We start from the raw sequence: 25,078 nt of genomic DNA, 5'->3' as shown, positions 1-25,078 counted from the left end.
GCCTTCCGCGCCCTTGCCGAAGCAGAAAGGCCCCCCGGGTGACTTCGGTCACTGCCACAGGGTCTCCCGGACCTCCTCGGCCGTGGTCGGGCGCAGCTCGCCGTCCAGCAGCAGCCACCGCGTGATGCCGATCGACTCCAGGAACGGCACGTCATGGCTGGCCACCACGAGCGCGCCCTCGTAGGAATCCAGTGCGTCCGTCAGCTGCCGGACGCTCGCCAGGTCCAGGTTGTTCGTCGGCTCGTCCAGCATGAGCAGCTGCGGAGCGGGCTCCGCCAGCAGCAGCGCGGCCAGGGCTGCACGGAAGCGCTCGCCGCCCGACAGGGTGCCGGCCGGCCGGTCCGCCCGGGCGCCGCGGAACAGGAAGTGCGCGAGCCGCGCCCGGATCAGGTTGTTCGTGGCCTGCGGGGCGAACCGCGCCACGTTCTCCACCACCGAGCGGCTCTCGTCGAGCACGTCCAGGCGCTGCGGCAGGAACCGCGTGGTCACATGCGCCGTCGTCGCCCCGGACACCGGCGCGAGCTGTCCCGCGATGGTGCGCAGCAGCGTGGTCTTGCCGGAACCGTTGCGCCCCACGAGCGCGATCCGCTCCGGTCCGCGCAGCTCCCACTCGCCCGGGACGGCCGCCCCGTGCGCCAGGCGCAGGTCGCTGAGGGTGAGTACGCGCCGCCCGGGCGGGACCTGGGTGGCGGGCAGCTCGATGCGGATCTCGTCGTCGTCGCGCACCGCCTCCACCGCCTGGTCCAGCCGTTCCTTCGCCTGGGCCAGCTTCTCGGTGTGCATGATCCGGTGCTTGCCGGCCGACTCCTGCGCGGAGCGCTTGCGGGCGCCCATCACGATCTTCGGCTCGCGCTTGTTCTCGTACATCTTCTGGCCGTACCGCTTGCGTCGCGCCAATTTGACCTGGGCGTCGGCCAGTTCGCGCTTCTGCCGGTGCACGTCGGCCTCCGCGACCCGGACCATCCGCTCGGCCGCGTCCTGCTCGACGGCGAGCATCGCCTCGTAGTCGGTGAAGTTCCCGCCGTACCAGCGGACTTCGCCCTCGCGCAGGTCGGCGATCTGGTCGACGCGCTCCAGCAGCTCCTGGTCGTGGCTGACCAGGACCATCACCCCGGTCCACGACTCGACCGCCGCGTACAGGCGGCGGCGGGCGCGCAGGTCCAGGTTGTTGGTGGGCTCGTCCAGCAGGAGCACGTCGGGGCGGGCGAGCAGCAGCGCGGCCAGCCGCAGCAGCACGCACTCGCCGCCCGACAGTTCGCCGACGGTGCGGTCCAGGCCGATCCGGGCGAGCCCGAGCTGGTCGAGCGTGGCCAGGGCCCGCTCCTCCACGTCCCAGTCGTCGCCGACGGCGGCGAAGTTCGCCTCGGTGGCCTCGCCGGCCTCGATGGCGTGCAGGGCGGCGCGCGCCGGGTGGATCCCGAGCGCTTCGTCGACGCGCAGTCCCGTGTCGAGCGTGAGGTTCTGCGGGAGGTAGCCGACCGTGCCGGCGACGGAGATCTGGCCCTCCGACGGGGTCAGTTCCCCCGCGATGAGCTTCAACAGGGTTGATTTCCCACAGCCGTTGAGGCCGATCAGGCCCGTCCGGCCGGGGCCGACGGCCAGTTGGAAACCTTCGAAGACGGGAGTGCCGTCGGGCCAGTCGAAGGAGAGCGTGGAGCAGGTGATGAAAGTAGGGGCATGACTCATAGAGGCCTCCAGGTTGCGTGAGTGGTGCGTGCAACGCGGGGAGACAGCCGACGGTCAGCCGGTGACGCGGAACGTCACGGTGGGGTGGGTCGGTGTCTCGGACCTCAGACGAGCAATGTCCTGCTCCGTTTCGGCGGCAATGGGGCGTCTACGAAGCTACGGGCGGCCGGAGCCGCCCGCAATCGAATTACCGGGCCGCGGGGCGACCGGTCAGCAGGTGTCGCGCATCAGCTCGGCGAGACTGTGGTCCATGTCCAGGTAGAGGTGCTCCAGCCCCGGCGGCACCACGGTCGCGGCCCGTTCCAGGAAGCGGTGCAGCTCGGTCGTCGTCATCAGCACGATGGCGACGCCCTCGGGGGCGTGGAACTCGATCGTGGTGCGGTCGGCGTCGTACGGGCGCACCCGCACGTCACCGCTGCCCGACGGGCGGTCCAGGCCGGATTCCAGCAGCTCGCGCGCGAAGGTCCACGAGACCTCGATGCCCTCGAGCGTGGCGGGGGCGGGGAAGGCCATGCGCACGGCGAAGGGATCCGCGCGGTCGTAGCAGAGGGTGACTGGCACGGTCTCGACCTTCGGCGCGGTGGCGACCAGACGGGCCTGAACGGCCTGCTCGATGACAGTGATCAAGGCTCACTCCCTTGCGGCGGATCTGCTGCCGGGCTGAGGGGGTGGAGTCCGGCAACCGGATAGACGCCGGAATCGGCAAATCCGTGCATGCGAGATGACGTGAGCTGTGTCACCGATTGGCCGGAACCTGTCTGTGTGATCGCACAGAGTGACCGTCCGAGGGAAGTGCGGAAAGGCGGAACGATCAGTTCCGGAGGCCTCGGCGCGGTCCCAGAAGGGCTTGTTACCGATCACTCCACAGGCGCAACGTACGGCCCCGGCCCCCTTGCGGGCCCTCCCGCCCGGAGCCCGAGCGCACCCGCCGGCGGCGGCGACGCACCCTGGACGGCCGATCCGGGGTGCGTTAGCTTCCGGCGCCATGAGACTTCTGGGAGTTGGCATGTGCGCGGCGGTCTTGGCGGTGGGGTTACTGGCGGCACCCGCCCAGGCCTCCCCGGCCGGAGCCTCCGCCGAACTGCGCGGCGCGGGCTGGGCGTTGAAGGACACGGGCAAGGAGGCCCGCTTCCGGGGACTGGCGGCCGTCAGCCGGTCGACGGCCTGGGTGGCGGGCTCGAAGGGGACCGTACTGCGCACGGTGGACGGCGGCCGCAGCTGGCGGGACGTCTCACCGCCGGGCGCCGTCGCGGAGGCACTGGAGCTCAGGGACATCGAGGCCTTCGACGCGCGGCGCGCGGTGGCCCTGTCCATCGGGGAGGGGGAGGCCTCCAGGGTGCTGCGCACCGAGGACGGCGGCGCCACCTGGACCGAGACCTTCCGTAACCCCGACCCGCGCGCCTTCTACGACTGCCTCACCTTCTTCGACGCCCGGCACGGGCTGGCGATGAGCGACCCGGTGGACGGGAAGTTCCGGATCCTGTCCACGGCGGACGGCGGACGCACCTGGCAGGTGCTGCCGAGCACCGGGATGCCGCAGGCGCTGCCCGGCGAAGCGGGATTCGCGGCCGGCGGCCAGTGCCTGGTCAGCGCCGGGCCGCGGGACGTCTGGCTGGCCACGGGCGGCGGGGCGGCCGCGCGGGTCCTGCACTCCGCGGACCGCGGGCTGACCTGGCGCATCGCCGACTCCACCGTCCCCGCGGGCGACCCGGCGCGGGGGGTCTTCGCCCTGGCGTTCCGGGACCGCACGACGGGCCTCGCTGTCGGCGGCGACTACCGCACGGGCCAGCCCTCCCCGCAGGCCGCGGCCCTGTCCTCCGACGCCGGGCACACCTGGCGCCAGGCGGCCACCCCGCCGCCCGGCTACCGCTCGGGCGCGGCCTGGTACCCGTACGCCCGGGGCACGGCCCTCGCCGTCGGTCCGACCGGCACGGACGTGACGACCGACGGGGGCCGCAGCTGGCGCGCGCTGGACGCGGGCTCGTTCGACACCGTCGACTGCACCCCGGACGCGGGTTGCTGGGCGGCCGGGGAGAAGGGGCGGGTGGCCCGGCTGGAACGCCGCTGATCAGGGTGCGGGGGTGATCCGGCGCGCCCCAGGGCTGCGGCCGGGCGGGCTCTTGCCGGGGCGCGGTTCGGCTGCGCCGGGGCCCTGGGGGCGGCTCGGCGGGGTCCGGTTGGTGCGGCGGCGTTGCTGGGGCTCCGCCCCGGGCCCCGCGCCTCGAACGCCGGCGGGGCTGGGTTTGGCCTTGGCTTCGCCTCTGGCGGGGTGGGGTTCGGCTGCGCCGGGGCCCTGGGGGCGGCTCGGCGGGGTCCGGTTGGTGCGGCGGCGTTGCTGGGGCTCCGCCCCAGGCTCCGCGCCTCGAACGCCGGCGGGGCTGGGTTTGGCCCTGGCTTCGCCTCTGGCGGGGTGAGCTCGCCTTGCCGGGGCCTGGTCGGTGGGGTCGGTGCGCGGGGCCGCGCAGGGGTGTCTCCTCGGCTCGCGCACTGAGCCTGATCCGAAGTCATCGGGCCGGTTGCGCGCCCGACCTGCGGGGACACCCCTGCGCGGCCCCGCTCCCCTCCACCACGAGTCCCGAAGAACCGCCCCAGCCGCACGGCTTCGACCCGGCGTTCAGACGAGCGGGCTCTCCCGGACCGTCGCCAGGTCCGCCGAGGTCTTCGTGGCGATGAACTCCGTGATGCGGTAGGCGCAGACGCCCGCCACCGCGAAGGGGTCCTCGGACGCGATCTTCTCGATCTCCGCGCGGGAGACCCCGCCGGCCAGGATCACGCCTCCGTCACGCGGGACCTTGCGGCCCGACGCGAGGAAGACGCCGGCCGCGTAGTGGCCGTCCAGCCAGGCGATGTGCGCGTCCATCTCCTCTTCCACGGCTTCGACGGGCGCGGTGTAGGTGAGCTCCATGACGAACATGATCGCCAGGCTACTCTCGCTCCATCATGACGAGTACGAAGACCCCCGCCGACGAGGCCGAGGCCCGGGCGATACAGGACGAACTACGCCATCAGGTCGTGCTCACCGAGCCCGGTCCGCCACCCGGGCAGGGCCTCGTCGCGGGTGTGGACGTGGCCTACGACGACGCCCGCGACCTGGTCGCCGCCGCGGCCGTGGTGCTCGACGCCGCGACCCTGGAGGTCGTGGAGGAGGCCACCGCCGTCGGACACGTCAGCTTCCCCTACGTGCCCGGCCTGCTGGCCTTCCGCGAGCTGCCGACCGTACTGGACGCCCTCGCCGCCCTCACCACCGCGCCCGGCCTCGTCGTCTGCGATGGCTACGGCCTCGCGCACCCCCGCGGCTTCGGCCTCGCCTGCCACCTCGGGGTGGTCACCGGGCTGCCGGCCATCGGCGTCGCGAAGAACCCGTTCACCTTCACCTACGAGGAACCGGGCGCGCGGCGCGGCGACCGGGCCGCGCTGCTCGCGGCCGACGGGACCGAGGTCGGGCGGGCACTGCGGACCCAGGACGGGATCAAGCCGGTGTACGTCTCCGTCGGCCACCGCGTCTCGCTGGACAACGCCTGCGCCCACGCCCTGGCCCTGAGCCCCCGCTTCCGGATCCCGGAGACCACGCGGCACGCGGACTCCCTGTGCCGCCGCGCCCTGCGCGAGGCCTCCTGACCACAGGGTCCGCGGTGCCGGGGGCGGTCACCACGGCCCCGGGCCCGCGGCCCCCGGCCCGTGGTGCCCGCCCGGGTCAGCGGGAGTGCACCACCCGGAAGGTGATCCCGGCGCGCTGGAGGCGGGGCAGCAGCGCGTCGCCCATCGCCACCGCCGTCGTCAGCTGTCCCGCGGCCTCCGGTACGGGGTCGTAGGCCAGGCAGAGCGCCGACTCGGCCAGCATCTTCGCCGTGTCGCCGTAGCCCGGGTCGCCGCCCGCGACCTCGGTGAACACCCGGCGCCCGCCGCCCTCGCCCACGAACCGCACCGTGAACCAGCTGCGTGCCCGGCGCTCCGCGTCCGGCCCCTGTCCGGGCTCCCAGCGGTTCATCAGCAGCCGCCGGGCGGGCGGGATCTGGGCCAGGGCCACCGTCGCGCCGAGCGCCGCCGTGCCGCCCACCGCGACGGGGAGGCGCTTGACGGAGGCGTAGTGGCGGTAGCGGAAGTCCGGTCCGTAGCGCTCCAGCGCGGCGGCCGACCGGGCGACGATCGTGGGGTCCAGCGTGGGCAGCGGCAGCGCCCAGGTGCCGGTCTCCCGGCTGAACCGCGGCGCCCCCACCGGCCCCCGCGCCCGGCGCCCCAGCAGCCGGGGCTCGTGCAGCCGGCGCGCCCGCGCGGCCGCCATGGTCTGCGGGCCGCGGCTGAGCGCGGTGAGCGCGGAAGCCAGGGTCCCGCCCGAGAAGAGGGCGTTGGAGCGCATGAACCCGTCGACCGTCAGCGGGACCCCCTCGGGGAGCTGACGCACCGTGAAGTACGCCCCGAGGTCGGCCGGGATCGAGTCGAAACCGCAGGCGTGCACGAGCCGCGCACCGGTCTCCCGGGCCCGCGCGTCGTGCTCGACGTACATCCGGTCCACGAACTCCGGCTCGCCGGTGAGGTCCACGTAGTCGGTGCCCGCCTCGGCGCAGGCGGCGACCAGCTCGGCTCCGTACCAGATGTACGGTCCCACGGTCGTGGCCAGCACCCGGGTGGACGCGGCCAGTTCGCGCACGGCCGCCGCGTCCCCGGCGTCCGCCCGCAGCAGCGGCAGCTTCGCGCAGGCCGGATCGACGGCGGCCAGCCGCTCGCGCAGTCGTTCCAGTTTGGCGAGGTCCCGGCCCGCGAGGGCCCAGCGGCAGCCGGCCGGGGCGTGCGCGGCGAGGTACTCGGCGGTCAGCGCTCCCACGAACCCGGTCGCGCCGAAGAGCACGACGTCGTAGGCCCGTTCGAGGTGGTCCCGATGGTCCTGCCGAACCTGTGCGTTCATGACGCTCCTCCCAGCTGGTGTCGGTGGCTGAGGCTAGCGTGAGGAGCGACTGCCCGCGCGGGCAGGTGTGACCTGCGGTAGGTGGGAGGCGTCATGAAGGCCGGGCAGGCTGCGGTGCGCAAGTGGGAGGCGGTGCGCGAGTTCGCTCTCGGGCTTCCCGAGGCCTGGGAGGACCATCCGTGGGGTCCCGAGGACTGCGTGATGAAGGTCAACAAGAAGATCTTCGTCTTCCTGGGGACCGTGGACGGCCCGCAGCAGCCAGGCCTCTCCGTGAAGCTCAAGGACGAGGCGCTGCACGGGCACGCGATGACCGCGCCCGGAGCGGAGCCCACCGGGTACGGTCTGGGCCGGTCCGGCTGGGTCTCCGTACCCCTGGGGGAGAAGGGGGCGCCCTCGGTCGAGGTGCTGTGCGAGTGGGTGGAGGAGAGCTACCGGACCGTGGCTCTGAAGCGGCACGTCAAGGTGCTGGACGCCCGGATCGAGGCAAACGGCTAAGCGCTTGCTCTTGTGCTGACGGGGACACATTCCTAGCATCACTGGTGTTACATCAGTTGTGTCACACCGTGCGGTCAACAACGCTGGGGGCTCGATGGCAGTGACAGGGAACGGCCCGCTCGCCGGAGTGCGCGTCGTCGAACTGGCGGGCATCGGCCCGGGCCCGTTCGCCGCCATGCTCCTCGCCGACCTGGGCGCGGACGTCGTCCGGGTGGACCGGCCCGGTGGCGGCGGACTCGCCGTCGATCCGGCCTTCGACGTCACCAACCGCAACAAGCGGTCCGTCCTGGTCGACCTCAAGTCCGCCGAGGGCCCCGCCCGGGTGCTGGACCTGGCCGAACGGGCCGACGTCCTCATCGAGGGCTTCCGCCCCGGGGTCGCCGAGCGGCTCGGCGTCGGCCCGGCCGACTGCCACGCCCGCAACCCGAAGCTCGTCTACGGCCGGATGACCGGCTGGGGCCAGGAGGGCCCGCTCGCCCACACCGCCGGGCACGACATCGCGTACATCGCCGTCACCGGCGCCCTGGGCATGATCGGCAGCCCGGGCGAGCCTCCGGCCGTCCCCGCCAACCTGGTCGGGGACTACGCGGGCGGCTCGCTCTACCTGGTCATCGGCGTGCTCGCCGCCCTCCAGCACGCCCGCACCGCCGGCACCGGCCAGGTCGTCGACGCGGCCATCGTCGACGGGACCGCCCACCTCACCGCCATGATCCACGGCATGGTCGCGGCCGGCGGCTGGCAGGACCGGCGCGGGGTCAACCTCCTCGACGGCGGCTGCCCCTTCTACGGCACCTACGAGACCTCCGACGGCCAGTACATGGCGGTCGGCGCGCTGGAGCAGCAGTTCTACGACACCTTCGTGGAGCTCCTCGGCATCAAGGACCAGGCCCCCGCCCGCAAGGACCTGGCCCGCTGGGGCGAGCTGCGGGACGCCGTCGCCGCCCGCTTCAAGACCCGTACGCGCGAGGAGTGGACGGCCGTCTTCGAGGGCACCGACGCCTGCGTGGCCCCGGTGCTGTCGCTGCGCGAGGCCCCGCACCACCCGCACCTCGCCGCCCGCGGCACCTTCACCGACTTCGGCGGGATCACCCAGCCCGCGCCCGCGCCGCGGTTCTCGGCGACCCCCGCCGCGATCACGAGCGGCCCCGCCCAGCCGGGCGCCGACACCGCGTCCGTGGCCGCCGACTGGGACGTACCGGCCCTGCTCGCGAAGGAGGCCTGATGGAACTGTCCATGATGCTCGACTACGCGGGCGATCCGCGCAGCGCCGCCGACGAGGCGGCCGCGCTGGAGTCCGCCGGCCTGGACGCCGTCTGGGTGGCCGAGGCCTGGGGCTTCGACTCCCCGACGATCATGGGATACCTGGCCGCCCGCACGGAGCGGCTGAAGATCGGCTCGGCGATCCTCAACGTCTACTCCCGCACCCCCGGCCTGATCGCCCAGACCGCCGCCGGCCTGGACGCGCTCTCCGGCGGCCGGGCGATGCTGGGCCTCGGTGCCTCCGGGCCGCAGGTCGTGGAGGGCTGGCACGGCAAGCCGTACGACAAGCCGCTCGGCCGGACCCGCGAGACGGTCGAACTGTGCCGCCGCATCTGGCGCCGCGAGACGATCGACCACCACGGCATCACGGACATGCCGCTGCCGCCCGACAAGGGCGGCCGGCACGGCAAGCCGCTGAAGATCCTCACCCGCCCGGTCCGGGACGAGATCCCCGTGTACGTCGCCTCGCTCGGCCCGGCCAACGTGCGCCTGACCGCCGAGATCGCCGACGGCTGGCTGCCCACCCTCTTCATCCCGGAGAAGGCCGGCGACGTGTGGGGCGCCCCCCTCGCCGAGGGCGCGGCCGAGCGGTCCCCGGAGCTGGGCCCGCTCCAGACGGTGGCGGGCGGCCTGCTCGCCATCGGTGCGGACGCCGCGGCCGTACGGGACCTCGCGCGACCGCAGATCGCCCTGTACGTCGGCGGGATGGGCGCGGTCGGGAAGAACTTCTACAACGACCTCGCCGTGGCCTACGGCTACGAGGAAGAGGCCCGCCGGATCCAGGAGCTCTACCTCTCCGGACGCAAGCGCGACGCCGCGGCCGCCGTCCCGGACGAGTTCTGCGAGCTGATGACGCTGTGCGGGCCCGAGGGCTACGTACGCGAACGCGTCGAGGCCTTCCGGGAGGCGGGCGTCACCATGCTCAACGTCACCCCCGTCGGCCCCGAGCCCGCCAGCCTGATCGAAACCGTCAAGAACTGGCTCTAGGGAGCCCCTCCGATGAAGCGAGCCGTCCGATGAAGCGCCAGATCTTCGACGCCGACCACGAGGCGTTCCGCGAGACCGTCCGCACCTTCCTCACCAAGGAGGTGCTGCCGCACTACGAGCAGTGGGAGAAGGACGGCATCGTCAGCCGCGAGGCCTGGCGGGCCGCCGGCCGGCAGGGGCTGCTGGGCCTGGCCGTCCCGGAGGAGTACGGGGGCGGGGGGAACACCGACTTCCGGTACGCCGCCGTGATAGCCGAGGAGTTCACCCGCGCGGGCGCCCCCGGCCTCGCGATCGGCCTGCACAACGACATCATCGGGCCCTACCTCACCTCGCTCGCCACCGAGGAGCAGAAGCGCCGCTGGCTGCCCGGCTTCTGCTCCGGCGAGACGATCACCGCCATCGCGATGACCGAGCCGGGCGCGGGCTCGGACCTCCAGGGGATCCGTACGACCGCCGAGGACCGAGGCGACCACTGGGTGCTCAACGGCTCCAAGACCTTCATCTCCAACGGGATCCTCGCCGACCTGGTGGTCGTGGTCGCGAAGACCACCCCGGAGGGCGGGGCGCACGGCCTGTCGCTGCTGGTCGTCGAGCGCGGCACGGAGGGCTTCGAGCGCGGCCGCAACCTGGACAAGATCGGCCAGAAGGCCCAGGACACCGCCGAGTTGTTCTTCCACGACGTCCGCGTGCCGAAGGAGAACCTGCTCGGCGAGCCGAACGGCGCCTTCGTCCACCTGATGACCAATCTCGCGCAGGAGCGGATGGGCATCGCGATGGCCGGCATCGCCGCCGCCGAGTACCTGCTGGAGATCACCACCCGGTACGTGAAGGAGCGCGAGGCCTTCGGGCGTCCGCTGTCCAAGCTCCAGCACATCCGGTTCGAGATCGCCGAGATGGCCACCGAGGTCGCCGTCACCCGCACCTTCCTCGACCGGTGCATCACCGATCACGCGAACGGCGAACTCGACCACGTGCACGCCTCGATGGCCAAGTGGTGGGCCACCGAACTCCAGAAGCGCGTCGCGGACCGCTGCCTGCAACTCCACGGAGGCTACGGATACATGACCGAGTACCGGGTCGCGCGGGCCTTCACCGACGGCCGCATCCAGACCATCTACGGCGGCACGACCGAGATCATGAAGGAGATCATCGGCCGTTCCCTCCTCGGCTGACCTCCCCTCCCGGCACACCCCTCGCACACTTCCGAAAGGCTTGACCAGTGAGCACCGAAGCTTACGTATACGACGCGATCCGCACCCCGCGCGGCCGCGGCAAGGCCAATGGCTCCCTGCACGGAACCAAGCCGATCGACCTGGTCGTCGGCCTCATCCACGCCCTGCGCGAGCGCAACCCGGGACTCGACCCCGCGACCATCGACGACATCGTGCTCGGCGTCGTCGGCCCGGTCGGCGACCAGGGCTCCGACATCGCCCGGATCGCGGCCATCGCGGCCGGACTCCCGGACACCGTCGCGGGCGTACAGGAGAACCGCTTCTGCGCCTCCGGTCTCGAAGCCGTCAACATGGCCGCCGCCAAGGTCCGTTCCGGCTGGGAGGACCTGGTGCTGGCGGGCGGCGTGGAGTCCATGTCCCGCGTCCCGATGGCCTCGGACGGCGGTGCCTGGTTCGCCGACCCGATGACCAACTGGGACACCGGTTTCGTCCCGCAGGGCATCGGCGCCGACCTGATCGCGACCATCGAGGGCTTCTCGCGGCGCGACGTCGACGAGTACGCCGCGCTCTCCCAGGAGCGCGCCGCCGCGGCCGTCAAGGAGGGCCGCTTCGCGAAGTCCGTGGTCCCGGTCACCGACCGCAACGGCCTGGTCGTCCTGGACCAGGACGAGTTCATCCGCCCGGGCACCACCGCCGACACCCTCGCCAAGCTCAAGCCCTCCTTCGCCGACATCGGCGAGCTCGGCGGCTTCGACGCCGTCGCCCTCCAGAAGTACCACTGGGTCGAGAAGATCGACCACGTCCACCACGCGGGCAACTCCTCCGGCATCGTCGACGGCGCCTCGCTCGTCGCCATCGGCTCCCGCGAGGCCGGCGAGCGCAACGGCCTGCGCCCCCGCGCCCGGATCGTCTCGGCCGCCGTGTCCGGCTCCGAGCCCACCATCATGCTCACCGGCCCCGCCCCGGCCACCCGCAAGGCCCTCGCCAAGGCGGGCCTGACCATCGACGACATCGACCTGGTCGAGATCAACGAGGCCTTCGCCGGCGTCGTCCTGCGCTTCGTGAAGGACATGGGCCTCTCGCTCGACAAGGTCAACGTCAACGGCGGCGCCATCGCGCTCGGCCACCCGCTCGGCGCCACCGGCGCAATGATCCTCGGCACCGTCGTCGACGAGCTGGAGCGCCAGGACAAGCGCTACGGGCTCGTCACGCTCTGCGTCGGCGGCGGCATGGGTGTCGCCACCATCGTCGAGCGACTCTGAACCGTCCTGTCCCCAGACCCTCCTCCGCACGGACCGACACGAAAGCAGTGACCATGAGCGAGTCCACCACGATCCGCTGGGAACAGGACGAGACCGGCGTCGTCACCCTGATCCTCGACGACCCCGACCAGTCCGCCAACACCATGAACCAGGCCTTCAAGGACTCCATCGCGGCCGTCGCCGACCGCGCCGAGGCCGAGAAGGACTCCATCCGCGGCATCGTCTTCACCTCCGCCAAGAAGACCTTCTTCGCGGGCGGCGACCTCAAGGACATGATCCGGCTGCGCCCCGAGCACGCGCAGCTGGCCTTCGACACCGGTACCGCCATCAAGGCCTCGCTGCGCCGCATCGAAACCCTCGGCAAGCCCGTCGTCGCCGCCATCAACGGCGCGGCCCTGGGCGGCGGTTACGAGATCGCCCTCGCCTGCCACCACCGCGTAGCCCTCGACGCGCCCGGCTCCAAGATCGGTCTGCCCGAGGTCACCCTGGGCCTGCTCCCGGCCGGTGGCGGCGTCACCCGCACCGTGCGCCTCATGGGCATCGCCGACGCGCTGCTCAAGGTGCTGCTCCAGGGGACCCAGTACAACCCGCAGCGCGCCCTGGAGAACGGCCTGGTCCACGAACTGGCCGCGACCCCCGAGGAGATGCTCGCCAAGGCCCGCGCCTTCATCGACGCCAACCCCGAGTCGAAGCAGCCCTGGGACGTACCCGGCTACAAGATCCCGGGCGGTACGCCGTCCAGCCCGCGGTTCGCCGCGAACCTGCCGGCCTTCCCCGCGAACCTGAAGAAGCAGCTGAACGGGGCCCCGTACCCGGCGCCGCGCAACATCCTCGCCTGCGCCGTCGAAGGCACCCAGGTGGACTTCGAGACCGCGCTGACCATCGAGGCCCGCTACTTCACCGAGCTGGTCACCGGGCAGACCGCCAAGAACATGATCCAGGCGTTCTTCTTCGACCTCCAGGCCGTCAACGCCGGCCGCAGCCGCCCGCAGGCCGTGGAACCGCGCAAGGTCCGCAAGGTGGCCGTCCTCGGCGCGGGCATGATGGGCGCGGGCATCGCCTACTCCTGCGCCCGCGCGGGCATCGAGGTGGTGCTCAAGGACGTCAGCGCCGAGGCCGCCGCCAAGGGGAAGGCGTACGCGCAGAAGCTCCTCGACAAGGCCGTCTCCCGGGGCCGTACGACCGAGGCCCAGCGCGAGGAGCTGCTCGCCCGCATCACCCCCACCGCGGACGCCGCCGACCTGGCGGGCTGCGACGCCGTCATCGAGGCCGTCTTCGAGGACACCGCCCTCAAGCACAAGGTGTTCCAGGAGATCCAGGACGTCATCGCGCCCGACGCGCTGCTGTGCTCCAACACCTCCACCCTGCCGATCTCCGGGCTCGCGGAGGGCGTGAAGCGGCCCGCCGACTTCATCGGTCTGCACTTCTTCTCGCCCGTCGACAAGATGCCGCTCGTCGAGATCATCAAGGGCGGGCAGACCGGCGACGAGGCCATCGCCCGCGCCTTCGACCTGGTCCGCCAGATCAACAAGACCCCCATCGTGGTCAACGACTCCCGGGGCTTCTTCACCTCGCGGGTCATCGGCCAGTTCATCAACGAGGGTGTGGCGATGGTCGGCGAGGGCATCGAGCCCGCCTCGATCGAGCAGGCCGCCGCGCAGGCCGGCTACCCGGCGAAGGTGCTCTCGCTGATGGACGAGCTCACCCTCACCCTCCCGCGCAAGATCCGCAACGAGACCCGCAAGGCCTTCGAGGCCGAGGGCCGGACCTGGGCCGAACACCCCGCCGACGCCGTCATCGACCGGATGGTCGACGAGTTCGGCCGCCCGGGCCGCAGCGGCGGGGCCGGTTTCTACGCGTACGACGAGTCCGGCAAGCGCGCGGGCATCTGGCCGGGGCTGCGCGAGCACTTCGCGAAGCCGGGGTACGAGATCCCCTTCGAGACTGTGCCTTTTAAAGACATGAAGGAGCGGATGCTCTTCTCCGAGGCCCTGGACACCGTCCGCTGCCTCGACGAGGGGGTACTCACCTCGATCGCCGACGCCAACATCGGCTCCATCATGGGCATCGGCTTCCCGGCGTGGACGGGCGGCGTGATCCAGTACATCAACGGCTACGAGGGCGGCCTGCCGGGCTTCGTCGCCCGGGCCCGCGAGCTGGCAGCGACGTACGGCGAGCGGTTCACCCCGCCGGCCTCCCTCGTGGCGAAGGCCGAGCGGGGCGAGACGTACGCCGACTAGCGGGGCGGGACGTACGCCCGCTGGCGCGGCGGGACGTACGCCCGCTGGCGAGGCCGGACATACGCCGACCGGCGCGGCAGGACGTACGCCGACCGGCGCGGCCGTCCCGGGTCCGTAACGGCGGGCCCGGGACGTGCCGTTGCTACCGGCCGGAGCCGCTCAGGAACGCGAACACCCCGCGCTCCCCGGTTCCGTCCGGGGCGGACCAGCCGGCGAGCAGCTGCCCGCGGACGTCGTCCCCGGCGGCGGGTTCAGGGCGCAGGACCCGGGACACGGTCAGGTGCAGGACCGGCCCCTCCTCGAACCCGCGGCCCACCGCGACGACGGTGGCCCCGGCGGTGTCCGCCACCCTGCCGGGGCCGGTGAGGCCCACCGCTACGCCCTCGCCCTCGGTGCGGACCTCCACCGTCGGGTCGGGGGCGTCGCTCGCGTCCTGGTCCTGCGCCGTGGTCCGGCCCGCCAGCAGCGCCAGCAGCTGCTCCACCAGGACCAGGTCGTGGACACCGTCGTAGATCCAGCGGCGGCCCAGCACCCCGTGCTCGGACGTGCCGATGAGACCCTCCTCCGCGCCCTTCAGCGGGGCCCCGCGGTAGGTGAGCGGCACCAGGTAGGCGACCGGTGCGTCACCGGAGTCGTCCGTGACGACCATGAACTCGACCCCCACCTCGCCCTCGGGGTCGTCCAGCCGGAAGCCACCCGCCTTGGCGAGCAGCGGAACGGAGCCCTCCCCGCCCCGGTACCAGGGCCGCGAGGGCAGCCAGCCGGAGAGGAGTTCGAGTTTGCCGGGGAACATGGTGGTGCGGTGAATGACTGCCATGGTCCGTCAACCTATCCGCACAGCCCGGCGGTTGCCGCTCAGGCCTGCGGGCCGACATCCGATGGCCGTTCCCGCTCCGAGACGAACGCCGCCTTCAGTTCCTCCTTCAGCGACCGCTGGAAAGCCGTCACCAGCGCCTGCACCACCATCGGCTGCATATGGGCCGAGAGCGCCTTCATCGACTCCACCCGTTCCGGATCGCTCTCGCCCTCCCGGAACGGCCCCCACACCTCGTCCCGGAACAGCGCCGTCAGCTCGCGCGCCGCCGACTTGGTGTGCTCCAGCAGCACCGTCCGGGCCGCCAGGATCGTCTCGTGCGCGATCGGCACGTCGAGCAGCGCGACGCCCAGCCGCAGCAGCCCCATGTCCACCCGGAAGCCGTCCCCCGAGGCGGCGAGCACGCTCATCGCGGTCAGCCGCCTGATGTCGGTGTCCGACAGCCCGCGCCCCGCCCGCTTCTCCAGCTCCGCCCGCGAGGCCTCCTGCGCCGCGTCCGGAGCCCAACTGGCCACCAGCGCCCGGTGAATGGCCAGGTCGTGCGCGCTCAGATCGTTGGGCAGCGCGTCCAGGTACCGCTCGATGGCCGACAGGGTCATGCCCTGGTGCTGCAACTCCTCGATCAGCGCCAGCCGGGACAGGTGCTCCGGGCCGTAGTGGCCCACGCGGCGAGGACCGATCACGGGAGGGGGCAAAAGCCCGCGCGTGCTGTAGAACCGTACGGTGCGGACGGTGACGCCCGCCCGGGCCGCCAGCTCGTCCACGGTGAGCATCGGCTCGGGTGCCTGGTCGGTCATCGTCTGCGCCTCGCTCTCTGCTCCACAGCTTGGGTTCAACAGTATTGCTGTCGCACCAACGATGTGAAACGGCCAGGAGCTGCCCATGACCACGAACCTGCGACTGCCCGGACGACCCGAGGAGCTCACCCTCCCCACCCTGCTGGCCCGCAACGCCGCCGAGTACGGGCACCTGCCCGCCCTCTCCTGGCGCTCCGGCCCCGAAGCCTCCCCGTGGACCACCCTCAGCTGGGCCGAGGTCCGCCGCGAGGTCGCCGTCCTCGCCTCCGGCTACCGCGCCCTCGGCGTCGGCCGCGGTGAACACGTCCTGCTGATGATGGGCAACCGCCCCGAGCACTGGCTCAGCGACCTCGCCCTCGTCCACCTCGGCGCCGTGCCCGTGACCGTCTACGGGACCTCCGCGCCCGAGCAGATCGCCCACATCGCCCGCCACAGCCGGGCCCGGGTCGCCGTCATCGAGGGCGCCCGCGAACTCGCCCGCTGGGAGCCGCTGCTGGGCGACGCCTCCGTGCCCCTGGAGCAGCTGGTCGTGGCCGAGGCCGCGGACGCCGGCCCGCACCGCGCGTACGCCTCTCTGTACGCGAGCGGGGTGCGGCTGGAGGGCTCCGACGCCTTCGAGAAGGCCTGGCAGGAGCCGGAGAACCAGTTCTGGCGCCCCGAGGACCCGCTGACCGTCGTCTACACCTCGGGCACCACCGGTGACCCCAAGGGCGTCCGGCTGACCCACCGCAACCTGATGCTCCAGGCCGTCCGCCTCGACCGGGGCGTGGAGCTGCCCGAGCACGCCGAGCACCTCTGCTACCTCCCCTTCGCGCACATCGCCGAGCGGATCCTCGGCATCTACCTGCCGCTGCTGCGGGCCGCGCACGTGCGCCTGTGCGCCGACCCGACCGCCGTGTCCGCCGCGGTCCGCGAACTGCACCCGGTGCAGTTCTTCGGCGTGCCCCGGGTGTGGGAGAAGCTCGCCGCCTCCGTACGGGCCGTCCTGGCGCGGCTCCCCGAGGAACAGCGCGCCGCCATCGAGGCCGCGAACGACCTGGCCCGCACGCGCGCCGGACACCTGGAGCGGGGCGAGGGGGTACCGGCCGCGCTCGAAGCCTCGTACGCCCGGACCAAGGAGCGGGTGCTGGACCCGCTGCTGGGTTTGGCGGGGCTGGACCGCCTCGTGTGGACGGCCAGCGCCACCGCGCCGATGCCGATCGACGTGGTCCGCTTCTGGGCGGGCTGGGGCATCACCATTCTGGACGCCTGGGGGCTGACCGAGACCTCCGGAGTGTGCACGGTCAACAGCCCGGACGGGTTCCGGCTCGGCTCGGTGGGCCGCCCGATCGAGGGGCTGGAGCTGAAGCTCGCCGGGGACGGGGAGATCCTCACCCGCGGTGCGACCGTCTTCGGCGGCTACCTGCGGCCCGACGGCACCCTGGAGAGCGCGGCCGACGCCGAGGGCTGGTTCCCGACCGGGGACATCGGACGGCTCGACGAGGACGGGTTCCTCTGGCTGACCGACCGCAAGAAGGAACTGATCATCACCTCGAACGGCAAGAACGTCTCGCCGGCGCTGGTGGAGAACACGGTCAAGGAGCACCCGCTGATCGGCCAGGCCCTGGTCCACGGGGACGGCCGCTCCTACCTGGTCGCGCTGCTGGTCCTGGACCCGGACCTGGCCCCGGCCTGGGCCGCGGCCCGCGGCATCGACGCCGCCTCCCCGGACGCCCTCGCCGCGCACCCCGCGGTGCGCGAGGAGGTGGCCCGCGCGGTTGAGGCCGCCAACACCCGCCTCAACCGCACCGAGCAGATCAAGCGGTACCGCCTGCTGACGGAGGAGTGGGGCCCGGAAACCGGCGAACTCACCCCCTCCCTCAAACTCCGCCGCCGCGTGATCCGCGACAAGTACGCCGCGCTGATCGACGGCCTCTACGAGGACCCGTACGAGGCGTGACCCGGACAGCCCTGTCCGGCGCGCGCACCGCGGCCGGGCAGGGCCCGGTTTCCGGCTCAGCGCGCGATGACGAAGCCCCGCGCGGGCTTCCTCCTGCGAGCCGCGGCGACCGCGGCGAGGACACGGGCGGTGATGTCCTCGCGGGTCCGGAGGCCGGCCACGTCGTACACACGCCAGCCCACAGCTCGGCGTCCACCGTGTACCCGGCCGGCGCGATGGCGACGTACAAGACCTGTCGCCGGAGCTTTGGTCACCCGGCAGCTTCCAGGTTGCCGGCGGCCGTGGTGATCTCGCGGCCGGACGCGATCCGGACGTAGGCCAGATCCACCCAGTGTTCGCTGGGGTGTCCGACACGTCCTCGTGGATCACGGCCATCAGCTCGCCCTCGGCGCCGGATGCAACATCCCGGACACGTCGTCTCAGCAGGGGATGCGGGACGTACTCGTACACCTCAGCAACCCTCTGGCCGCAGCTTCGGATGGTGCCGGCGGATCATGACGTTCATGTCGCTCACGCGGGACATGTCGCGCGCGGCCCTCGCCCGGATGCGGGTCAGCGCGTGCTGGTGGCACTCCTCGCACGAGTCCGGCGGCATCGGCCACCGTCGAGGGAAAAGATCCTGCGTCGTGATCGCCATGCCTGCGGCTCCCTACCGGTGTCATCGGGTGGTGCCTTGAGCGTGGCGAGGAGCTGTGCACGCTCGCTAGGAATGTGCATGGATGTTCACGGGAAGACTCGATCCGGACGGCGCGCTGATGCACCCTTGACCCGGCAACCAGCTTCCACGACCGTGGTGTTCATCCGTGCACAACACGAGCAGCGGAGGACACCGTGGCACTACGTTTCGTGGGTATCGACCCGAACAGCAGTGACGGCGAGAGCCCCACCGTGTGGGTCGATGAGGAGAACCAGGAGCTCGTGCTCCAGGGGTGGAAGCCCGGCCCGGAGCTGGAGGAAGAGTGCGCGGCAACCGAGATCCCCGGCCACGGGATCGGCATCCCCGAAGGGGAAGCCGTGATCCGCATCCCCGCCCGCATGGTGGGCATGGTCCGGGAGGCCTGCGATGCCCTTGAACGTTCCTAGCTGGCCCGACCTCCTCGGCTCCGCAGAACACACAGTGGTCCACCTGGAGACGCGCGACGCCTACGCGGTCGACTACGAAACCGGTCCGTTCGCCGAGTGGCGTACCGGGTACCGCCACGACCCCGCGGACTGCGCATCGTGGTGGCGGCCCTGGCTCGACCTCGTCGCAGCCACTGTCTCCCGCGGCGTCACAGTGCGCCGGGCCCGCATCGTCTCGGAGCCGGTGAGCGAGTACACCCGGTTCCTGTACGACGGGACGTTCACGAACGTCGCGGCCGGCGAGGACGTGCGCTGGCTACCGCGGCGGCAGGCCAGTGACATCGCCCTGCCTGGCAATGACTTCTGGCTGATCGACGAACGCCTCATCCGCTGGAATCACTTCACTGGCGAAGGAGTCTCTGCCGGCGGCGAGATGAGCGAGGACCAGGCCGCGGCAAAGCTCTGCGCCGAAGCCTTTGAAGCCGTATGGTCCCGGTCGACGCCGCACGACAGTTACGAGATCAGGTAGGCGGAGCCCAGCTCATGCCCGTATCCCCGTCGTCAGCGGCGCAGGCCGCCCGCCGCAGCGTTGCTCACCGCCTGCGTGAGCTTCGCGCGGAGGCGGGCATCAGCGGCAGCGAGCTGGGCACTCGGTGCGGCTGGACACACTCGAAGTCCTCGCGCATCGAGAACGCCGTGACACCTCCCACGCCAGAGGACATCCGCCGCTGGTGCGAGGCATGCGGCGCAACCGGCCAAGCCCGGGACATCATCGCCCAGTCGCAGAATGCAGAGTCGCTGTACACGGACTGGCGCCGCCGTTCTCGCAGCGGCCTCAAGCAGTTGCAGAACAGCTACGTCCCACTCTTCCGTTCCACCCGCCTCTTCCGTGTCTACTCCGCCACGCTCTTGCCGCACTTCATTCAGACCGAGGGCTACGCCGCTGGCCTGCTCACCGCGATCAGTCAATTCCGGGAGATTCCGAACGACGTTGCCGAAGCCGTGGCCGCGCGGATGGAGCGCAACCAGATCCTGCGGGAGCCCGGTCGCCGCTACGTTCTCCTCGTCGAGGAGACCGCGCTACGGCACCAGCTGGCAGATGCCGACGCCATGGCCGCGCAGTTGGGGTACCTCATGACCGTTGGCGCGATGCCGTCCGTCAGCCTTGGCATCATCCCCATGGCGACCCAGAACCGCACCCAATGGCCCTTGGAGACTTTCCACATGTACGACGACACCCTCGTCTCCGTGGAGCTGCTGTCGGCCCGGGTCACGGTCACGCAACCCAGCGAGATCGCCTTGTACGAGAAGGCGTTCTCAGCCCTCCAGCAGATGGCGGTCTACGGGGCGCAGGCCCGAGCCCTGCTCGTCGACGCTGTTTCCGCGCTGCACTGACCGTCGCGGCCCGGACGCACGAACCGCCCCCTCCCGGAGGTCGGGAGGGGGCGGCAAGCCGTGCGGGGTCGGCTCAGCGGCCGATTACCGGGTAGTGGTCCGAGAGGTTGGTGTAGGTGTAGGAGGTGCCCCAGCTGGAGACCGTCCAGGGGGCCGACTCCTCCTTGACCACGTTGTTCTCCCAGCCCGCCGGGCGGGCGTTGCCCTTGCGGTAGAGGACGTAGTCCAGGTCCTCGCGCGGGTCGGTGGGGTAGCGGTACTTCGCTATCGAGTTCAGTGCGGTGTCGAAGGAGTACGTGTGCCCCGTACGCGAGTCGGTGCCCGCCAGGTCGGCGTTGGCGAGCATGGACGCCAGCTCGGGGGTGTGCGAGTCGACGTTCATGTCGCCCGCCACGATGACCTGCTCGTTCGCCGGGATGTTCTTCCCGTCGAGGAAGGAGTCGATCGCGCGGAACTGGCGCGCGCGCATCTCCGCCGCCTCGCCCGCGCCGCAGCCCGGGTCGGTGGACTGGGCGTGGGTGCCGACGACGTGCACCTTGGCGCCGTTCACGTTCAGCACGGCGTAGGCGAAGCCCTTGTTGGACCACCAGTCGGCGCCGCAGGCGTCCTTGAAGACCACCTGCTCCTTGCGGATGATCGGCCACTTGCTGAGGATCGTGACGCCGCCGTCCTCCGGGGTGGTGGAGGAGTAGGCGCCGCCCGTGGCGTCCCAGCCGGTCTTGCTGCGGCCGACGACGGGGGTCTGGTACGGGTACTGGGCGGCCGAGTTGGCCTGCAGCGCGTCCGAGGAGGCGTTGTCGAAGGCCTCCTGGATCACGACCACGTCGTGGCCCTTGTAGAAGGAGGCCTTGGGGATCTCCGCCGCCCGGTGGTCCTGGCCCCAGTTCGGGTACAGGTTCTTGCTGAACAGGAACACGTTGTAGGAGAGGACGCTCAGCCGGGGGGCGGCGGCAGACTCCGCGGCAGTGGCGGCGGGCGCGGTGGTGGCGGCCAGCGCGCCGGCGGCGACCGCCGCGACGGCAGCGGCGGCGGCGCGGCGACGGCGGGGGGAGGTTTGCGGCATGGGGGACTCCATCGTTCCTGCGGGGGAAGATCGGATCGGCTCCGCCATCCAAGCAGCCACGGTTACCTCTGGGTAACACCCGTGCAGCCACTTTCTGTCCGGGCCGGGACATCGCGGGGAGCCCCCCGAACGCAGCCGGTCATACTGGACACATGAGCACGACCGAGCAGCCCGCAGACCGCGACGCACGGCCCCGGACCGGCCGCCGCGACGACCCCGAGCCGCCGCCGCCCGGCGGGGTGCTGTGGACCATCGCCGGCGACGTCCGGGCGCTGCTGATGCTGCCCGCCGCCTTCACGATGCAGGTCGCCCACCCCGCGATCGCCGCCGGAGTCGACCAGTACTCCGTCTTCCGCACCGACCCCTGGGGCCGCGGCGAGCGCTCGCTGCGCTCCGTCCAGCTGTGGGTGTACGGCGGGGAGGAGGCCGCCGAGGAGGGCCGCCGGGTCCGCAGGCTGCACAAGGAGATCCAGGGCACCGACACCCGGGGCCGGCGCTACCACTCCCTCGACCCCGCCTGCTACGGCTGGGTGCACGCCACCGGCTTCCCGGTCTACCTGTACGCGGGCCGCTACCTGCTGCGCCGCTTCACCCCCGCCCAGGAGCGGCAGCTCTACCGGGAATGGCTCCAGGTCGGGCGGATCCTCGGCATCCAGGACCGGGACATGCCGCAGAGCATCGAGGAGTACTGGGAGTACTGGGGCCGGATGCTCGCCGAGGAGATCGAGCCCACCGCGGTCGCCCGGGAGCTCGTCGCCACCGACGTGCCGCTGCCCCGGCCCGAGGGCGGCGGGCCCCTCGTCCGGCTCCTGCTGCGGCTCACCTGGCCGGCGCTGCGGGTGGCGTTCCTGCGCCTGCGGGCCTTCGTCACCGTCGGGTACATGCCGCCCGAGGCCCGCGCGGCCATCGGGCTGGAGTGGAGTCCGGCCCAGGAGCGCAGGCTCCGCCGGTTCAGCACGGCCGTACGGCTCCTCGTGCCGCTGCTGCCCGAGCGGCTGCGGTACCTGCCCATCGCGCGGGCGGCGCGGGCCCGATGGCGCGGCGCCGCCCGCTGAGGGACGCTGAGGCCCGTTGAGGCCCGCTGAGGGACTCAGTGGCCGTCGTGCTCGTGGACCGAGTTCGTGGCCGCGATCTTCTTCCACGACTTCGGCTCCGCCTGCCCGGCGGCCGGGGCGGCCGGCGCGGCCTGGAGCGAGCGGGCCGACGGCTGCGGCGCCGCCGGGTTCAGGGCGGAGGCGTCAGGCTTCCCCGGGGTGTACAGCCAGGTCTCGAACAGCTGGGCCAGCGGCTTGCCGGAGGCCTTCTCCGCGTACCGGACGAAGTCACCGACCTTGGCGTTCCCGTAGGCGCGCTCGGTCGGCCAGCCCTTGAGGATCTGGAAGAACTTCTCGTCGCCGATCTCGTTGCGCAGCGCCTGGAGGGCGATCGCGCCCCGGTCGTAGACGGCCCCGTGGAACTGGTTCTCCGCACCGGGGTCACCCGGCTTGACCTGCCAGAACGGGTCCTCCGCCGGGCGTGAGGCGTAGGCCCAGTCGGCGAGCTCCCGCGCGGTGCCCTCGCCCTCCTTCTCCGACCACAGCCACTGGCTGTAGCGGGCGAAGCCCTCGTTGATCCAGATGTCCTTCCAGCCGTCGACGGACACGCTGTCGCCGTACCACTGGTGGGCCAGCTCGTGCACGACCACCGAGACGTTGGCGCCGTTGCTGAACTGGCGCGGGCTGTAGAACGGCCGGGTCTGGGTCTCCAGGGCGAAGCCGCTGGTCACATTGGGTACGTAGCCACCGAGCGCGTTGAAGGGGTACGGCCCGAAGACCCCCTCCAGCCACTCCGCCACCTCGGTGGTCCGCTCGACGCTCGCGCGCGCCGCCCCCGCGTTGTCGCCGAGGTCCTTGCTGTACGCGTTGAGGACCGGGAGCCCGTTCGCCGTCTTGTCGGTGGTGATGTCGAACCTGCCGATGGCGAGGGTGGCGAGGTAGGTGGCCTGCGGCTTGTTGGAGCGCCAGTTGAAGCGGGTCCAGCCGAGCTTCGAGGTCTGCGACTGGAGCACGCCGTTGCTGATGGCCTGGGTGCCGTCGGGGACGTTGACGGACACGTCGAAGGTGGCCTTGTCCAGCGGGTGGTCGTTGCTGGGGAACCACCAGACGGCCGAATCCGGCTCCTGCGCGGCGACCCCGCCGTCCGGGGTGCGCGCCCAGGCCGACCAGCCGTCGACCTTGAACTCGGAGGGCTTGCCCGCGTACTTGACGACGACGCTGAGCGGGGTGTCGCGCGCCACCGGCTTGGCCGGGGTGACCTCCAGCTCATGCGCGCCGGAGGTGGCGAACTTCGCCTTGACGCCGTTGACCCGGATCTCGCTGACCTTGAGGCCGAAGTCGAGGTTGAAGCGGGACAGGTCCTGCTTGGCGGTGGCCAGCAGGGTGGCGGTGCCCTCCAGGAGGTCGGTCTTCGGTTGGTACTGCAGGCGCAGGTCGTAGTGGGACACGTCGTACCCGCCGTTGCCGCTGGCCGGGTAGTAGGGGTCGCCGATACCCGGGGCCCCCGGGCCGTAACTCGCCGCCGATGCCGGGATCACCAGCAGGAGGGAGGCGGCGAGGACGCTCGGGGCGATCACTTTGCGGTGCACGAAGGACTCCAAGAGGTAGGGGAGACACATCGGTTCAAGGTCTCGTCGCTCGACCGTATTCACCCTCGGCGCCCCAGGTCATGTCTACGGCCCCCGCTGTCACACGATCGCCATTCGGCCGTCACGGGGCGGGGGAGCGCAGGGCGGCGGCGTCGCCGACGCCGGGTGTCCGACCCGTCCCTCGGACGCTCCGGCGGCGCCCCGGCGCTGCCCGGCCGAAGCCCCTGGCCTGCGGCGGGGCCGACGGCCCCGGCCCCGCCGACGACCGCGCGGCCGATGCCGAGCAGCTTCACCAAGGGCGGGGGACGCCCCGTCCGGGAGGCCTGCCGGTCATGCGGATCGGCCGAATCGGGCCTCATGGGCCGCGCCGTCACGCAGGCGCCCACCGCTCAGGGCCGCCCCGGGGCCATGCCTACCCGACATACCGAACAGTCGGTAACCTGTGGCGCATGACCCTTCACCCGCTCGCCGCGCGACGCTGCTGGCACGCCGCAATCAACCCGCTGCACGCCACGGCCTACTTCTCGCCGGACACAGCCAAGGAATTCGCCGCCCTCGGGATCACCCATCCCGTCGCCGTCAACCTCTCCGCCCGCTCCGCGGCCATGGGCGCGGTCGGGGCGGGTGCGGTCACCGCCACCTTCTACAACTACCGCCACGACCTCATCGCCCGGCACCTGCCCGCCGTCTGGGAGACCGCGACGCCGGAGCAGGTACTGGCCGCGCGGCTGCGGGGCGTCGACAGCACCCTGCGCCGGCTCCTCGGCGCCGAGACCGTGGAGTCGCCCGAGACAGCCGAGGCCGCCGACCTGGCGATGCGCGCCACGGAGGGCTGCACCCGGCACGCCCGCACCCTCTACGCGGCCCACGCCGACCTTCCCGTACCCGAGGAGCCGCACCTGCGCCTCTGGCACGCCACCACCCTGCTGCGCGAGCACCGCGGCGACGGCCACCTCGCCGCCCTGCTCCTGGCCGGCCTGGACCCGGTCGAGGCACTGATCAGCCACACCGCCACCGGCAAGGGCATGACCCCGAAGTGGCTCAAGGGCATGCGGGGCTGGGAGCAGGCCGACCTCGACGCCGCGGCCGACCGGCTGCGCGAGCGCGGTGTGCTCGACGCCGCCGGCGAGCTGACGGAGGAGGGCACCGCCCTGCGCGAGCGGCTGGAGAGCGACACCGACCGCCTCGACGCCGCGCCCTACGAGCACCTCGGCGCGGACGGCCTGGCCCGCCTCACCGAGCTCGGCGGCGCCCTCGTGGTCAAGGCCGTGACCGCCGGGGCCTTCCCCGCGGACCTCATGGGCAGGGCCTGACGGGCAGGGCACCCGCGGTCCGAGACCGCCACCTGCCACAATTGGCAGCCTTCCAGTGCAAACGAAG

The 25,078-nt window shown here is 72.1% G+C and carries 24 protein-coding genes and 1 pseudogene; 14 read left to right on the top strand and 11 right to left on the bottom strand.

The window, feature by feature from the left end; genetic code table 11:
- Positions 1–48: 48 nt before the first annotated feature.
- Together OG447_RS26725 and OG447_RS26720 are read right to left on the bottom strand one after the other, a co-directional pair.
- On the bottom strand, positions 49–1,686 hold the full coding sequence (locus OG447_RS26725; protein ID WP_266939875.1) for an ABC-F family ATP-binding cassette domain-containing protein: 1,638 nt from the start codon (positions 1,684–1,686) through the stop codon (positions 49–51).
- A gap of 210 nt (positions 1,687–1,896) precedes the next feature.
- On the bottom strand, positions 1,897–2,313 hold the full coding sequence (locus OG447_RS26720) for an SsgA family sporulation/cell division regulator (RefSeq protein WP_266939874.1): 417 nt from the start codon (positions 2,311–2,313) through the stop codon (positions 1,897–1,899).
- A 379-nt stretch (positions 2,314–2,692) separates the two neighbouring features.
- On the opposite strand from OG447_RS26720, the gene OG447_RS26715 reads away from it, so the two are divergent.
- Entirely contained in the window at positions 2,693–3,754 is a 1,062-nt protein-coding gene (locus OG447_RS26715) for an oxidoreductase (protein ID WP_323181859.1), read from the top strand.
- 546 nt (positions 3,755–4,300) lie between these two features.
- Here OG447_RS26715 and OG447_RS26710 read toward each other — a convergent pair.
- A complete protein-coding gene (locus OG447_RS26710) occupies positions 4,301–4,600 on the bottom strand; it encodes a YciI family protein (protein WP_266939872.1) in 300 nt (99 codons plus the stop codon).
- Between the two features lie 26 nt (positions 4,601–4,626).
- Here OG447_RS26710 and OG447_RS26705 point away from each other — a divergent pair, with 26 nt between their 5' ends.
- On the top strand, positions 4,627–5,304 hold the full coding sequence (locus OG447_RS26705) for an endonuclease V (RefSeq protein WP_266939871.1): 678 nt from the start codon (positions 4,627–4,629) through the stop codon (positions 5,302–5,304).
- A gap of 76 nt (positions 5,305–5,380) precedes the next feature.
- Here OG447_RS26705 and OG447_RS26700 read toward each other — a convergent pair whose 3' ends face one another.
- Complete coding sequence (locus OG447_RS26700) at positions 5,381–6,589, bottom strand: trans-acting enoyl reductase family protein (protein ID WP_266939870.1); 1,209 nt, start codon at positions 6,587–6,589, stop codon at positions 5,381–5,383.
- Between the two features lie 93 nt (positions 6,590–6,682).
- On the opposite strand from OG447_RS26700, the gene OG447_RS26695 reads away from it, so the two are divergent.
- From OG447_RS26695 to OG447_RS26670, 6 genes are all read left to right on the top strand, one after another.
- On the top strand, positions 6,683–7,084 hold the full coding sequence (locus tag OG447_RS26695) for an MmcQ/YjbR family DNA-binding protein (protein WP_266939869.1): 402 nt from the start codon (positions 6,683–6,685) through the stop codon (positions 7,082–7,084).
- Positions 7,085–7,178: 94 nt separating this feature from the next.
- Positions 7,179–8,306 carry a CaiB/BaiF CoA-transferase family protein gene (locus OG447_RS26690; protein ID WP_323181858.1) on the top strand — a complete coding sequence of 376 codons (1,128 nt, stop codon included), beginning with the start codon at positions 7,179–7,181 and terminating at the stop codon, positions 8,304–8,306.
- Positions 8,306–9,331 carry an LLM class F420-dependent oxidoreductase gene (locus OG447_RS26685; protein WP_266939868.1) on the top strand — a complete coding sequence of 342 codons (1,026 nt, stop codon included), beginning with the start codon at positions 8,306–8,308 and terminating at the stop codon, positions 9,329–9,331. Before OG447_RS26690 ends, OG447_RS26685 begins: the two co-directional genes overlap by 1 nt.
- A 29-nt stretch (positions 9,332–9,360) precedes the next feature.
- The gene (locus OG447_RS26680; RefSeq protein WP_266939867.1) at positions 9,361–10,503 is read left to right on the top strand and encodes an acyl-CoA dehydrogenase family protein; all 1,143 of its coding nucleotides are present in this window, start codon (positions 9,361–9,363) and stop codon (positions 10,501–10,503) included.
- Positions 10,504–10,550: 47 nt separating this feature from the next.
- Positions 10,551–11,765: an acetyl-CoA C-acetyltransferase gene (locus OG447_RS26675; protein WP_266939866.1), complete on the top strand. Its 1,215-nt coding sequence runs from the start codon at positions 10,551–10,553 to the stop codon at positions 11,763–11,765.
- Between the two features lie 53 nt (positions 11,766–11,818).
- On the top strand, positions 11,819–14,005 hold the full coding sequence (locus OG447_RS26670; protein ID WP_266939865.1) for a 3-hydroxyacyl-CoA dehydrogenase NAD-binding domain-containing protein: 2,187 nt from the start codon (positions 11,819–11,821) through the stop codon (positions 14,003–14,005).
- Between the two features lie 142 nt (positions 14,006–14,147).
- On the opposite strand, the gene OG447_RS26665 is transcribed toward OG447_RS26670, so the two are convergent.
- Together OG447_RS26665 and OG447_RS26660 are read right to left on the bottom strand one after the other, a co-directional pair.
- Positions 14,148–14,822: a 1,4-alpha-glucan branching protein gene (locus tag OG447_RS26665; protein ID WP_266939864.1), complete on the bottom strand. Its 675-nt coding sequence runs from the start codon at positions 14,820–14,822 to the stop codon at positions 14,148–14,150.
- 38 nt (positions 14,823–14,860) lie between these two features.
- Positions 14,861–15,616, bottom strand: a complete 756-nt coding sequence (locus OG447_RS26660; RefSeq protein WP_266939863.1) for a MerR family transcriptional regulator — start codon at positions 15,614–15,616, stop codon at positions 14,861–14,863.
- Between the two features lie 85 nt (positions 15,617–15,701).
- On the opposite strand from OG447_RS26660, the gene OG447_RS26655 reads away from it, so the two are divergent.
- Positions 15,702–17,555, top strand: a complete 1,854-nt coding sequence (locus OG447_RS26655; RefSeq protein WP_266939862.1) for a long-chain fatty acid--CoA ligase — start codon at positions 15,702–15,704, stop codon at positions 17,553–17,555.
- A gap of 56 nt (positions 17,556–17,611) precedes the next feature.
- On the opposite strand, the gene OG447_RS26650 is transcribed toward OG447_RS26655, so the two are convergent.
- The 3 genes and pseudogenes from OG447_RS26650 to OG447_RS26640 form a co-directional block, all read right to left on the bottom strand.
- Positions 17,612–17,737 (bottom strand): hypothetical protein, encoded by a 126-nt coding sequence (locus OG447_RS26650; protein WP_266939861.1) that lies wholly within the window; start codon positions 17,735–17,737, stop codon positions 17,612–17,614.
- Positions 17,738–17,805: 68 nt separating this feature from the next.
- Positions 17,806–18,035, bottom strand: a pseudogene (locus tag OG447_RS26645) (hypothetical protein).
- Positions 18,007–18,192, bottom strand: coding sequence for a hypothetical protein (locus tag OG447_RS26640; RefSeq protein WP_266939860.1), 186 nt, complete (start codon positions 18,190–18,192; stop codon positions 18,007–18,009). Before OG447_RS26640 ends, OG447_RS26645 begins: the two are co-directional and overlap by 29 nt.
- A 194-nt stretch (positions 18,193–18,386) precedes the next feature.
- Between OG447_RS26640 and OG447_RS26635 the strand changes: the two genes are divergently transcribed.
- The 3 genes from OG447_RS26635 to OG447_RS26625 are packed head-to-tail and all read left to right on the top strand — an operon-like array spanning position 18,387 to position 20,012.
- Positions 18,387–18,638, top strand: a complete 252-nt coding sequence (locus OG447_RS26635) for a hypothetical protein (protein ID WP_266939859.1) — start codon at positions 18,387–18,389, stop codon at positions 18,636–18,638.
- Positions 18,619–19,146 carry a DUF6879 family protein gene (locus OG447_RS26630; protein WP_266939858.1) on the top strand — a complete coding sequence of 176 codons (528 nt, stop codon included), beginning with the start codon at positions 18,619–18,621 and terminating at the stop codon, positions 19,144–19,146. The genes OG447_RS26635 and OG447_RS26630 overlap by 20 nt, the downstream gene beginning before the upstream one ends.
- A gap of 14 nt (positions 19,147–19,160) precedes the next feature.
- A complete protein-coding gene (locus OG447_RS26625; RefSeq protein WP_266939857.1) occupies positions 19,161–20,012 on the top strand; it encodes a helix-turn-helix transcriptional regulator in 852 nt (283 codons plus the stop codon).
- A gap of 73 nt (positions 20,013–20,085) precedes the next feature.
- Here OG447_RS26625 and sph read toward each other — a convergent pair whose 3' ends face one another.
- On the bottom strand, positions 20,086–21,075 hold the full coding sequence (gene sph / locus OG447_RS26620) for a sphingomyelin phosphodiesterase (RefSeq protein WP_266939856.1): 990 nt from the start codon (positions 21,073–21,075) through the stop codon (positions 20,086–20,088).
- 152 nt (positions 21,076–21,227) lie between these two features.
- On the opposite strand from sph, the gene OG447_RS26615 reads away from it, so the two are divergent.
- Positions 21,228–22,130 carry an oxygenase MpaB family protein gene (locus OG447_RS26615; RefSeq protein ID WP_266939855.1) on the top strand — a complete coding sequence of 301 codons (903 nt, stop codon included), beginning with the start codon at positions 21,228–21,230 and terminating at the stop codon, positions 22,128–22,130.
- Between the two features lie 35 nt (positions 22,131–22,165).
- Here the strand turns inward: OG447_RS26615 and OG447_RS26610 are convergent, their stop codons facing one another.
- Complete coding sequence (locus OG447_RS26610) at positions 22,166–23,698, bottom strand: M1 family metallopeptidase (protein WP_266939854.1); 1,533 nt, start codon at positions 23,696–23,698, stop codon at positions 22,166–22,168.
- A gap of 449 nt (positions 23,699–24,147) precedes the next feature.
- Between OG447_RS26610 and OG447_RS26605 the strand changes: the two genes are divergently transcribed.
- The gene (locus tag OG447_RS26605; protein ID WP_266939853.1) at positions 24,148–25,011 is read left to right on the top strand and encodes a hypothetical protein; all 864 of its coding nucleotides are present in this window, start codon (positions 24,148–24,150) and stop codon (positions 25,009–25,011) included.
- Positions 25,012–25,078: the final 67 nt, after the last annotated feature.

Source organism: Streptomyces sp. NBC_01408, from assembly GCF_026340255.1.
Lineage (GTDB): Bacteria > Actinomycetota > Actinomycetes > Streptomycetales > Streptomycetaceae > Streptomyces.
Note: the sequence above shows the minus strand (reverse complement) of the source record. Positions and strands in the feature narration are given on the sequence as shown.